Source organism: Baaleninema sp., from assembly GCF_049974805.1.
In the GTDB taxonomy this organism is placed as follows: Bacteria; Cyanobacteriota; Cyanobacteriia; order Cyanobacteriales; family Geitlerinemataceae; genus Baaleninema.
The window spans coordinates 1-12,004 of record NZ_JBNGCO010000002.1 but is presented as its reverse complement, the minus strand read 5'-3'; the positions used below and the strand labels follow the sequence as shown (position 1 = coordinate 12,004).

The following is a 12,004-nucleotide window of genomic DNA, read 5'->3' as shown; positions in this document are numbered from 1 at the left end:
GTCTGGCGGTTCTGACGGTGCAGGAGAACGAACGCGAGGTGATATGATAGACAAGCTTAGGTGCGACCGTTGACTTGGCGGCGAGTCGCTTGTTTTCGGCTGTCACTCAGCGTTAGAACTTCCTGCAACCGGTTGGCGCTCGGCGCGAAAACGTTTGTCTGTGGCACGAGGTCTGTGGTGCGAACGAATGCTGAAGCCGCAGGCTGAGCTTGGGACTCGTTCTCCATCGATCGCCAGCACGATCGACCTACCAGCGATCGACGTCAGTGCGATTTCAGAGCGCGTTCGCATCGATCGATGCGTAGCCGTTTCGACGTTACGTCCCTCACGATCGTCGTTGCTTTCAGTCCAACTTACGCCCCAAACTCCTATGATGCAGACAGATTCTCAATCTCTCGAACCGACGATGTCTCATTCCCCTCAAACCACCATTTTGGTAATCGGCGGCGCGGAAGATAAGGTTCACGGGCGCGAAATCCTACAGACGTTTTTCAATCGCTCGGGTGGACGAGACGCTCGTATTGCCATTATACCGTCGGCGTCCCGAGAACCGGCGGCCATCGGCAACCGCTATCGGGATATTTTCGAGGATATGGGCGCCAAAGCCGTTCAAATTCTCGATATTCGAGAACGCTACCAAGGGGAAGACCCCATTTGGCAAAACTACCTCGAAGGCTGTACCGGGGTCTTTATGACGGGTGGCGATCAGCTGCGGCTGTGTTCGCTGTTGGCGGATACGCCGTTGATGGAGAAAATTTTGCTGCAAGTACAACGGGGCGAAGTCGTACTGGCTGGAACGAGTGCGGGTGCGGCGGTGATGGGACATCACATGATCGCCGGGGGCGGAAGCGGCGAGTCTCCCAATCGATCGCTGGTGGATATGACCACGGGTTTGGGCATTCTGCCCCAAGTCATCGTCGATCAACATTTCCAAAACCGCAATCGGATGGCACGGTTGATTAGTGCCATCGCCTGTCACACCGATCGCTTGGGTATCGGTATCGATGAAGATACCTGCGCCATGTTTGAAGGTGCCGATATCATTCAGGTCATGGGCAAAGGGACGGTGACGGTGATCGACCCCGGCGAAGTTCTCTATACGAACGAGCCGAACGTGAGCGCAAGCGATCCGTTGAGTCTGTTCAACCTTCGCATTCACGTGCTGACCCACGGCGATCGCTACAATATGCGGACGCGGACGGTGGATTTTCCCGAACAACGCCTGAGTGCTTAGCCTCTCGAAGGTGAGGTCAAGTTCGGTTGGCTTGGACTCAGCCACTAAGAAGGAACGCTTTCTAGGGACGATTCGTGAACGGACGACGACTGAAACGCTGGGGATTGGGTCTTCTGTTGGCGGTGGCGATATCGCTCGCTGTCGCCCCCGCCCTGGCGTCGTCCGTAGAATCCCGGGTGTCGCGGTTGGAGTCGGATTTGTGGCAGTTGCGATCGCAGGTTCGTCAGTTAAGTAGCCAACTCTCACGATTGGGGAACTCTCGCCCCAACCCCACCCCAGAACCGTTAGAGATTCCTTCGCAACGGTTGCCCTCTGCTTCGGTATTGGCAGAGGATCCCATGTTCGAGCGGTTGGCGACGCTGGTGGTGGAACAAAAACGCCGTCTCGATGCGATCGAAGCACGCCTGCAAGTTCTAGAGGCAGAGCGAGGAATCCGGGGAGAAAGCATGAGATGAATATTTGGATTCCGCCCCATCGCTTTTTTCCGTATTTGACTTGGACGGAGATCGATCGCCTGCCCAATAAACCGGATATCGTTCTCGTTCAACCCGTCGGGGCGATCGAACAACACGGACCCCATCTGCCCCTCGTCGTCGATAGTGCCATCGGCGTGGCCGTTTTGGGAAAAGCTCTCGAACGCCTCGAAGCTGAGATTCCCGCTTACGCTTTACCGCCGCTTCACTACGGTAAATCCAACGAACACCAACATTTCCCAGGAACCATCAGCCTATCTGCGGAAACGCTCTTGGCGACGCTGCACGATATCGCCGAGAGTCTCTATGGCGCCGGATTTCGCAAGCTGGTTTTGATGAATTCCCACGGGGGACAACCCCAGGTGATGGAAATTGCCGCGACGGACATTCATGCCAAATATGAGGATTTTTGGGTGTTTCCTGTGTTTGCGTGGCGCGTCTCCGACGTTTACAAGTCCCTCGTCAGCCAGGAGGAACGCCAACTCGCTATGCACGCTGGCGATTCTGAGACGAGTTTGATGTTGGCGATTTTGCCGGAATTGGTGCGACAGTCCGAGTTGGTGAAGGAATATCCGCCCCCGACGGGAAGTCGCTTGGCGGCGAAAGGGGCGTTGACGTTTTCTTGGTTGACGCGAGATCTCAGTCAAAGCGGCGTTGTCGGCGATGCGACGGCAGCCACGGAGGAAAAGGGGAAACGCATTCTCGAATCTTTGGCCGAGGGTTGGGCGCAGTTGATTCGGGAGGTGTACGAGTTTCGGCTTTGAGGGAAAGTCGGACGGTTTCGCTAACCTTTGCCATCGAAATCGTGAGAAATTTTCGGGCAAACTCGTTAAAATGAGAGTGGGACTTGTATCAAACTTTACAGACAGGTGGTGCGTTATGACTTCTCATTCTTCTTCTGCGCCAACCTCCTCGAATCGCTTCGTCCGCTTTCTGAGAAGGATTCCGGGGGTACGCCAATTGGTAGACGCTTCGATCGATACTTATCGCGCTGAAGAAATTCTGCACGATCCGTCCTACGACCCCGATCGCGAAGCCTAGAGGCATCGTCGGTTTGAGGGATAGCGACGCCGGTGGTGGCGGTTCTCTCTCGGTGAATTTGTAAACAAATGTAAATGGCGTTAAGATTAAGCTGTTCGCTAGTTCACAGTTCTAGAGTTATGAACCGCCCCCATCTTCCCGAGCCGAGCTTGGTCAAAAAGGTACTGGAGCCACTCCTCGACGACTTCCAGTATTGGTTCGATCGCTCCCGCAAGCTACTGGAAACGGAAACGATGCCGTTTTTAGACGAAGACGAACAAGCCGAACTGTTGCGTCGCGTCACGACGGCTCAAGAAGAAGTTAACTCCGCCAAACTGTTAATCGAAGCGACAGGGTGTAAAGCGGGCGTCGATATGTCCGTGTTGATGCCGTGGCATCGTCTGCTCACAGAATGTTGGCAGGTGTCGATGCGCTTTCGCAGTCAACGTTCGGAAACTTTGACCTCGAACGAACCGAATCGCGACTAGCGATCGCCCGTTGTCTGTAAGGAAACGGCCATGGCGCGGCTTTAGATCGCTCTAAATTTCGGTTAGAATCTTAACCAAAGTGCGTTTGCATATTAACTTTTTTTAAAACTCGATCGAGGACTTAGATCGGAGGCTTTGTCAATGCTACAGCTACTTTACATTCTCGCTTTTACATTACTGGCTTTTATTGCCGTGGGCAATCTCATTCGCAACTTACTCAGTTTTAGCGCCGACTCACAACGGATGCGATCGCCCAATGCGTCGATGCCGGAGCGTCCGCAGCCAACCCATCCGGAACTGCTCGACGAATCCGGTCAAACCATTGAAGAACCCCTGTTAGTCATGAAGTCGATCGGTATCGAAGACGCTCGCGAACAACTCGATGCTTTATATAAATCTTCTCCGGGTGTTAGCGCCAGCGACGACGAGGATACGCCGCCGCCGAGTACGCTGGTTTGACATCGAAAATTGCGAGGCCACTTCAAAACCCCGGCATCTTGGAGATGCCGGGGTTTTTTAACGAGAATTCTGCCAAATTTGCTGAAACCTCCCGATCTCAAAGTTTTAATTGGCGATGGCGTAGCGTTGGCGAGATTGCAACCATTGCAAAGCCTCGCGCAGGTTGTGTGACATCCTCCCGACGCTGACCCTACGGGTACAGCGCGGGCTTCCCAACCTCGCAGTTAGGTATTCCTGCCCCACGCCACTTATCTAGGTCATAGACCCCCGACAGACCGACGCTCGACTCGAATGATGCCGAACTCGGTTCGGCATCCGCTCGCTCGACTTGACAGGCTGTTTCCGTTCCCCAGAGTCCCTGGGCTACATCGCTATAGTGTGCCACAAGCCATAGCCAATGCAAATGCTTGTCTCATCCCCATCGAGGGGAATCGACTTCTCAAGGGGAGTCCATGTATCCCGACGCTCACCTTTCAGGTAGAGCGCGGGACTTATAGCTCCGGTGAACCCCTCATTAGTTAAGTTCTGTTGATAGCGGCGAATCGTGCGTTCGGAGGCTCCCCGCTCGATCGCTGCTGACAGTTGGCGTTCGGCGGTGGCGATCGCGTATCGTTGGTTGTCGATGGCGATCTCGTATTGCTGCCAAACTTGTCGTAAATAGGCGCGGTGTTCTTCAGCTACGTCCAGTTCGTCGAAGGGAGACGGTTGCGAAGCGGTGACGGGTTCTGGCGTCGCAGGGGTTGGATTGACAGTGACTTCGGAAGTGGGAACCTCAGAAGTGGGAACCTCAGAAGTGGGAACCTCAAAAGTGGGAACCTCAGAAGTGGGAACCTCACGAACCGATGTCGAGATAGGTTCGGGAGTGGTGGCGATGGGTGTCGTCTCCGCCTCGAGTAACGCACTGAGGGGGCGATCGTTGGTGAAATAGATATGACCGAGGGATTGTCCTTGATAGTTACGTTTGGTGAAGCGCCAACCGGGATTGAGATGAATTTTGGCAAAATCGGACGTAGCGCCGTGAGTGCGGCCGATTTCAATCGCCCCTCCCGAACCTCCGAAGGGAACGGCTTTTAAGACCAAATCGTTGTCTTCGCGCAGGACGCGCAAGCTGTATTGCGTTCCCAAATCGCGGCCGTTGACTCGAACAGAAAAGCCGTTGCTGTCGGTGGCGCGTCCGCAAATCCCAGTAAAGTCGAAGTTTAACAGCAGCGGCTCGACGCGCACGGGAGCCGAACCGCTTTCGCTCCAACAGGGTCGGGCGTCGGACACCTGCTCTATCACCACCAGTTGATGGCGCGTCGTTCCCACAGGGGCCGCCACCGCGACGAAATCGCGCTGCGAGACTTCCGTTTGTCCGAAAGTTGTCGCACGAGCCGGAAGCGGAAAGAACGTTCCGAGGGTGGAGAGGGTGGCGGCGGCGACGGTGGCGAGGCGAACTGAGAACGAGCGTTTCATGGCAGATGGCGTCCGTAACTGGCTTACAGTCTCGATTGTGGGGCGGACGCATCCGGTCTAGAGCCAGAGTTCGGCGACTTGTTCGATCGTCTCTCGGCGACAGTGACAGTTGGCGGAGCGATCGATCCCGGTATTGACCAGTTCGTGGGAATTGGCGCTCGATCGCGCCTTTTCAGTGGGTTTTCCGGATAAGGAGTCAGTTGCGCCAGTGTCACCCTCGCCCACCCGTCCGAGGAACCCCTCGAGGGTCGAGACTCTCGTTTCGAGGAGCGCGAGTCGCGATTTTCCTCCGGTAGAATTGTGTACGATGTTAGTACGTCAAAAATCGCCAATTTCTTACTATACAAGGATTGTATCGATATAAAAATTGCAACGAATCCCGTCGATCGCTATACTGAACCTAGCACTATGCGAAATTCTCATGAATCAGACCGATAAAAAAAAGCTGAGTTTTTTCCAAATTTTCAACATGAGCGTCGGCTTTTTCGGCATCCAATTCGGATGGGCGCTGCAAATGACGAATATGAGCGCGATATTCGAGCATTTAGGCGCGAGAGCCGACGAAATCCCCATTCTCTGGCTTGCCGCTCCCCTAACCGGATTGATCGTGCAACCGATCGTTGGACAAATGAGCGATCGAACCTGGGGAAAACTCGGACGCAGACGACCGTACTTCCTAGTTGGCGCGATCCTCAGTTCGATCGCGCTAATTTTTATGCCCAACTCCTCCACCCTCTGGATAGCCGCCGGGAGTTTGTGGATACTCGACACAGCCAATAACGTCAGTATGCAGCCGTTCCGCGCCCTCGTCACCGACCTGCTGCCAGAATCCCAACAAACCTTCGGTTTCGTCGTCCAAAGCCTGCTGACCGGACTCGGGGCAGTGGTGGCGGCAGTGCTACCTTGGACGTTAAGCCATTTGTTCGACGTCGCCAACGTGGCGATCGATCGCGCCATTCCCCCCAACATCGAAATCTCCTTCTACGTCGGCGCCGCAGTCTTCATGGGAACCATCCTCTGGACCGTCGTCACCACCGAAGAATATCCCCCCGAAGACCCCGAAGCCCTAGCCGAACAAGTCGAAGCCAGTAGCTTTCGCGAAAACTTCGACGACATGATGGATGCCATTCGCGAAATGCCCGAAACCATGCGCCAACTGGCTTGGGTACAATTCTTCTCTTGGCTGGGCATTTACTGCTTTTTCCTCTACTTTCCTCCCGCCGTCGCCCGCAACTTCTTCGGCGCCACCGAACAAGGCTCCCAACTGTATTCCGAAGGAATCGAATGGGCGGGCGTCTGTATCGCCGTCTTCAACGCCGTTTGCGTTTTGGCCTCTTTCGTCATTCCCTACTTCGTCAACCTCACCAACCGCAAAATCGCCCACGCCTTCTGTCTGTTCGCCGGGGCGACGGGATTGATTTCCCTGTGGTTTATCGATCGACCCCTGTTGATTCTCGTCTCCGTCATCGGTTTGGGCATCGCCTGGGCGAGTTTGTTATCACTGCCTTACGCAATGGTGTCCTCTGCCCTTCCCGAAGACCGCATCGGCATTTACATGGGAATTTACAACGCCTTCGTGGTCTTACCCGAAATCGCCGCATCTTTGGGATTAGGCTGGGTCGTCAACCACTTCCTGCACAACGATCGCCTTTTAGCAGTGGTTTTAGGAGGTATCTCAATGCTGATTGGGGCGATTCTCGTGCCGCAAGTGCGCGATGCTGAAGAAATTAGCGATATCCCCGAAGCGGCTTCGATCGAGAATTCTTAGACGAGGAGGTGATGGGGTGATGGGGTGAGGAGGTGATGAGATGATGAGGTGAAATTATCAATTCTCAAGGTTTTGAAAGATGGCAAAACTCAAACTGGAAAATTTAAATAAAACCTACAACCGAACCACCATTCCCGTGAAGGATATTAGCTTGAACGTCGAAGACGGCGAGTTTTTGACCTTGTTGGGACCCTCGGGCTGCGGCAAATCGACGACCCTGCGGTTGATTGCAGGACTCGAAGAACCCACCCACGGCTCGATTTTTATTGGAGGAAAAGACGTAACCGCCCTCAAACCGGGCGATCGCAACATCTCGATGGTGTTTCAAAGTTACGCCCTCTATCCCCACATGACCGTTTACGAAAACATGGCTTCGGCACTGAGGCTGAGAAAAGTCTCCTCTGAGGAAATTCAGCGACGGGTGAGCGAAGCCAGTCGTTTTTTAGATTTAAAACAAGACTTAATGAACCGCAAACCCGGACAGCTTTCCGGGGGACAACGCCAACGAGTCGCCTTGGGACGCGCCTTAGTCCGTCAGCCAGATGTGTTTCTCCTCGACGAACCCCTCAGTAACTTAGATGCCTTGCTGCGAGAACGGGTGCGGGCCGAAATCAAACAACTGTTCGAGCAGCAACAGGCCCCCGTGGTATACGTCACCCACGACCAAGTCGAAGCCATGACCCTTTCGACGAAGGTGGCGGTACTCTACGAGGGAGACGTACAACAGCTCGATCCTCCCGATCGATTGTACTTCCGTCCCGCGAACCAGTTTGTCGCCGGATTCGTCGGCAGCCCGCAAATGAATTTAATTACCCTGAGCTGTCAGGGCAAAGCAGCAGTATTGGGAAACACGAAAATTCCCCTCCCTTCTGGAATTGAAACCCCCCGTCACGTCGTTTTGGGCGTTCGTCCGGAGGATTTGCGTCTGGCCGCCCCCGAAGACGACTTGAAGGTATCGGCTCGCGTGTTTTTGGTGGAAAACTTGGGGATGCAAAACTTGCTGAGCGTCCGGGTGGCGGGAACTGGCGACGACGAGAACGCCATCGTCCTGCGATCGCTGCTTCCGGCTGATTGTAAATGGGACAGCGAAGACCTCGATTTTACCTTTTCCCTCGAGTCCCTCCATTGGTTCGATATCGAATCGGGCGATCGACTCGGCGACTGACGAGAGATCGCGGCTTCCCCAGCCCATCTCCGTAAAACTACAGAATCCAAAATCTGTAACTTCACGCTTTCGGGGCTTTGGCGTCGAATGATATGCTAATAAGGGGTATTCCATCCCTTGGGGGGGTAAGACCCTTACTCCGGAAAATTGCGGAGTGTATCTGGCACTCTGAGCGAGTCCGACATCTGGGATAAGGAAATACCTCAGCGTGTCGTTGTGCTGGGGAAGCAGATCTGTTTTGATGGCTAATCTCTTCGAACGTCTCGAAAAAGAATACGCCCGACCGTATCTCGCTTCTAACGTAAACTTGCGATGGGGAAGCCTGTGCGTTCTCGTCGGACTCATCCTTTTGGGTTACGCGGGAAATCATTATAATTTGCCGCTCTTTTTTGGAGTGGACTTTTTATTTGGCAGTATCGCCGTCGTGCTGGTGGCGAGCCTGTACGGAATAAAATTGGGAACCCTGGCGGGTTTCCTGGTCAGCCTTTACACGATTCGCCTGTGGGGTTATCCCTACGCCGTCGTTAGCTTTACCCTAGAAGCCTTTGCCGTGGGATGGGGATTGCGGCGATCGACCTTGCATCCGGTAGTGCTGGACGGTCTCTATTGGCTGTTGGTGGGAATGCCCCTGACCTGGGTATTTTACTTTCAGGTGTTGGCATTGCCCGTACAATCCACCATTCTCATTCTGCTCAAGGTGGCGCTCAACGGCATTTTCAACGCCCTCGTCGCCAGCTTACTGCTGGTTCACACCCCCATCGCCCGTTGGTTGCACGGTCGTCAAGAGCAGTTGTTTCCCCTGCGCCACACTCTGTTTAACCTGCTCGTGACTTTTGCCATCATACCGACGTTGGGGTTGATGGTGGTGGACAGTCGCTTGGCTCAACAAGAATTGGAAAATACTGTTCGATCGACCCTCGAGGCCATCACGACGCAACTGGCGGCGGAAATTCAGATCGCCCACGAAAATAGTTTCGCGGACTTGAACGTTTTTCGCCAGATGTTGGCGGCGTTTCAAACGCCCTTCGAGACGCAGTTTTTCCTGATCGATCGCGTCGATCGACCCATCGTCCGCTATCCCGCCAACGCCCAACTGTTCGATCGTGAATCGGGAGAAACCCACCACATCGATGGAAAGGTTTATCACTGGCTACCCGGTGAAGATTTACCGCTGATAATCCGCTGGCGGAAATCCATCTACTACAGCCGAGCCTTCGTCAGCGATCTCCCCTGGACGATCGTCGTCCTCGCCCCCGCCGATACGTTTATCGATCGCCTCGAACAAACCTATATTCGCAGCTTGCTCGCGATGTTGGGCATCGCGTCCGTCGCCCTCCTGTCCGCCAGTCTCCTGAGTCGATCGATCGTCCGTCCCCTGGGGAAACTGGCCGAAGTCAGTACAGGACTCTCCGACAAACTCAGCGACAGCTCTCCCATCCACTGGCCCCACACCTCCATTTGGGAATTCGATGCCCTAGTGGGAAACTTTCGCGCCATGTCCCTGACACTGCAACAAAAGTTTCGAGAAATCCAACAAGCCAACGAACTCCTCGAACAACGAGTTCGCGAACGAACCCAGCGGTTAGCCTCCACCAACCAAGCCCTCAACGCCGAAATTCACGAACGCAAGCGCATCGAATCAGAAATTCGCAAATCCCAACAGCGTCTGTCGATGATGGTGCGTCAAACGCCGTTAGCCGTCATCGAATGGAACGATCGCGGAGAAATCACCGCCTGGAACCCCGCCGCCGAGAGGATTTTCGGCTACACCGCCGAGGAAGCCATCGGCCGCACCGTCGCGGGACTGATTATTCCCGAGAGTGCGAAATCTACAGTATTGGGCTTAATGGATTTACTCGTCCAGCAACAGGGCGGAATCCGAAGCACCAACGAGAACCTGACCAAATCCGGCAAAACCATTATCTGCGAGTGGTACAACGCGCCGCTTGTCGATGCTGACGGTCACTTCGTCGGCGTAGCCTCAATGGCCCAAAACATCACCGATCGACGACTCGCCGAAGAAGCCCTACAAGAAAGCGAACGGCGATTCCGCGACGTTTCCGAAGCCGCTGGCGAGTACGTTTGGGAAATCAACGCCGACGGCTTATATACGTTCCTTGCCGATCGCGTGAAAGACGTGAAAGGCTACAGCGCCTCGGAACTTATCGGACGCACTCCCTTTAGTGTGATGTTTGAAGCGGATGTCGATAAGGTTCGCGCCGTTCTCAACGTCGCCCTCGAGAATCGAACCCCTTTTAAACTGCAACACCGAGGTGTTACGCCCACGGGTGAGGTGGTTTGGGAAGATGTCAGCGGCGTTCCCATTTTCGACGACAACGGGCGACTGGTGGGGTATCGAGGTACAGGATTGAGCATTACCGAACGCAAACACGCCGAAGCGGAACTGCGACAATCTGAAGCCCAGTTACGACAGAAAGCGGAGGAATTGCAAGCAACGTTGCGAGAACTCCAACATACTCAAAGCCAACTGGTGCAAAGCGAGAAAATGTCCAGTTTGGGGCAGTTGGTGGCCGGCGTCGCTCACGAGATTAACAATCCGGTGAATTTCATTTTCGGCAATATCGTTCACGCGGAGGAATATTCAGAAGAGTTATTGGAAACGATTCGGGTTTATCAACGAAATTATCCCAAGCCGACGGAGGAAGTCCGAGAACAAATCGAACTGGCTGATGTAGATTTTCTCATCGAAGATTTCCCGAAACTCATCGATTCCATGAAAGAAGGAGCGCGGCGAATTCGCGATATCGTAGCGTCTTTGCGGAATTTCTCTCGTTTGGACGAATCGGAATATAAGGAGGCAGATTTACACGAAGGTCTCGATAATTCTTTGGTGATTCTTCACAACCGAATTAAGGACAAACCCAACCATCCGGCGATTGAAATTGTTAAGAATTACGGCGAAATTCCCTTGGTAGAATGTTATGCCGGACAACTGAATCAAGTGTTTATGAATATCCTTGTCAATGCCGTAGATGCCTTGGAAGAACGAGATAAAAAGCGAGGAGATTCTGAGATTCAAGAAAATCCCAGTCAAATTCATATTACGACAAAACATAATAAGAACTGGATTGAAATTCGCATAAAAGACAACGGAAGCGGGATTCCCGATAAAGTAAAACAGCAAATTTTCGACCCATTTTTTACAACAAAACCAGTTGGAAAAGGGACGGGATTAGGGCTTTCAATTAGCTATAAAATCGTTGTAGATAAACACCACGGAAAACTCTCGTGTTTTTCCAATCCCGAGTGGGGGACTGAATTTGTCATTGAAATCCCGAAATATCAAACTTGTCAAATTGAAAATTAAGAGAATATCGCCGAAGAGAAACTCGCCGAACTGCTCGATAAAACCTCTGTGTCCGCTGTGTCTCTGTGATGAAAAATTCAATCGACGATCGCGGCGATTAAAATTTCCGAGAGGGTTTGTCGATCGATCTGTTCGAGGGTAACGGTATCGCAGATATCGAACGCCGCCCCCATTTTCTGCAAATCGTTATCGAGACTCAGCAGCAGGTCTCGCAAACGAGGATTCTCGCCGATTTGCACGATTTCAATGGCCAGTTCTTCGTCCGAGGCGATTTGATTGGCGGCGGCGATGATGGTTTTCTTCACCTCCGCCATATCCTCGGGGACGCTTCCGGTGAGGACGAAAATGGTTTCGCCGTTGGGTTTGGAGAGTCCCAAACGACGACGGTTGAAATAGAGGTCGATGGCGTCCCGTAGGGGTTTGGCGAGGTAAGACGAACCGCAGGGGGGATAGTTGCGGAAGTGTTTGGCGACGGCGGTGGAGGTGACGCGATCGAATCGATCGAACTGGTCGTTAAAAAAATATAACGTAATACCGTCGAAGTCGAACTGTTCGCATTGATTGACATACTCGCCGCCTTAAAAGAGCGGCGATTCTCCAGACCTCACGGTTTG

General features: G+C 53.4%; 12 protein-coding genes. 9 read left to right on the top strand and 3 right to left on the bottom strand.

Annotated elements, in window-relative coordinates; translation table 11 throughout:
• Positions 1-370: 370 nt before the first annotated feature.
• From ACP5D4_RS00670 to ACP5D4_RS00645, 6 genes are all read left to right on the top strand, one after another.
• A complete protein-coding gene (locus ACP5D4_RS00670) occupies positions 371-1,234 on the top strand; it encodes a cyanophycinase (protein ID WP_428009749.1) in 864 nt (287 codons plus the stop codon).
• A 74-nt stretch (positions 1,235-1,308) separates the two neighbouring features.
• On the top strand, positions 1,309-1,689 hold the full coding sequence (locus tag ACP5D4_RS00665; RefSeq protein ID WP_428009685.1) for a hypothetical protein: 381 nt from the start codon (positions 1,309-1,311) through the stop codon (positions 1,687-1,689).
• Positions 1,686-2,471 carry a creatininase family protein gene (locus tag ACP5D4_RS00660; protein WP_428009684.1) on the top strand — a complete coding sequence of 262 codons (786 nt, stop codon included), beginning with the start codon at positions 1,686-1,688 and terminating at the stop codon, positions 2,469-2,471. The genes ACP5D4_RS00665 and ACP5D4_RS00660 overlap by 4 nt, the downstream gene beginning before the upstream one ends.
• A gap of 115 nt (positions 2,472-2,586) precedes the next feature.
• Positions 2,587-2,748, top strand: coding sequence for a hypothetical protein (locus ACP5D4_RS00655; protein WP_428009683.1), 162 nt, complete (start codon positions 2,587-2,589; stop codon positions 2,746-2,748).
• A gap of 119 nt (positions 2,749-2,867) precedes the next feature.
• Entirely contained in the window at positions 2,868-3,215 is a 348-nt protein-coding gene (locus tag ACP5D4_RS00650) for a DUF2605 domain-containing protein (RefSeq protein ID WP_428009682.1), read from the top strand.
• Between the two features lie 141 nt (positions 3,216-3,356).
• Complete coding sequence (locus ACP5D4_RS00645) at positions 3,357-3,674, top strand: DUF2973 domain-containing protein (RefSeq protein WP_428009681.1); 318 nt, start codon at positions 3,357-3,359, stop codon at positions 3,672-3,674.
• A gap of 363 nt (positions 3,675-4,037) precedes the next feature.
• Here ACP5D4_RS00645 and ACP5D4_RS00640 read toward each other — a convergent pair whose 3' ends face one another.
• The gene (locus ACP5D4_RS00640) at positions 4,038-5,129 is read right to left on the bottom strand and encodes a DUF3747 domain-containing protein (protein ID WP_428009680.1); all 1,092 of its coding nucleotides are present in this window, start codon (positions 5,127-5,129) and stop codon (positions 4,038-4,040) included.
• Between the two features lie 57 nt (positions 5,130-5,186).
• Positions 5,187-5,354 (bottom strand): hypothetical protein, encoded by a 168-nt coding sequence (locus ACP5D4_RS00635; RefSeq protein WP_428009679.1) that lies wholly within the window; start codon positions 5,352-5,354, stop codon positions 5,187-5,189.
• Between the two features lie 196 nt (positions 5,355-5,550).
• Here ACP5D4_RS00635 and ACP5D4_RS00630 point away from each other — a divergent pair, with 196 nt between their 5' ends.
• The 3 genes from ACP5D4_RS00630 to ACP5D4_RS00620 all read left to right on the top strand — a co-directional run bounded on the left by ACP5D4_RS00630 (position 5,551) and on the right by ACP5D4_RS00620 (position 11,390).
• Positions 5,551-6,897 (top strand): MFS transporter, encoded by a 1,347-nt coding sequence (locus ACP5D4_RS00630; protein ID WP_428009678.1) that lies wholly within the window; start codon positions 5,551-5,553, stop codon positions 6,895-6,897.
• Positions 6,898-6,976: 79 nt separating this feature from the next.
• The gene (locus tag ACP5D4_RS00625; RefSeq protein WP_428009677.1) at positions 6,977-8,062 is read left to right on the top strand and encodes an ABC transporter ATP-binding protein; all 1,086 of its coding nucleotides are present in this window, start codon (positions 6,977-6,979) and stop codon (positions 8,060-8,062) included.
• Positions 8,063-8,303: 241 nt separating this feature from the next.
• Positions 8,304-11,390 carry a PAS domain S-box protein gene (locus tag ACP5D4_RS00620; protein ID WP_428009676.1) on the top strand — a complete coding sequence of 1,029 codons (3,087 nt, stop codon included), beginning with the start codon at positions 8,304-8,306 and terminating at the stop codon, positions 11,388-11,390.
• 77 nt (positions 11,391-11,467) lie between these two features.
• Here ACP5D4_RS00620 and ACP5D4_RS00615 read toward each other — a convergent pair whose 3' ends face one another.
• Complete coding sequence (locus tag ACP5D4_RS00615) at positions 11,468-11,767, bottom strand: hypothetical protein (protein ID WP_428009675.1); 300 nt, start codon at positions 11,765-11,767, stop codon at positions 11,468-11,470.
• Between the last annotated feature and the right edge of the window lie 237 nt (positions 11,768-12,004).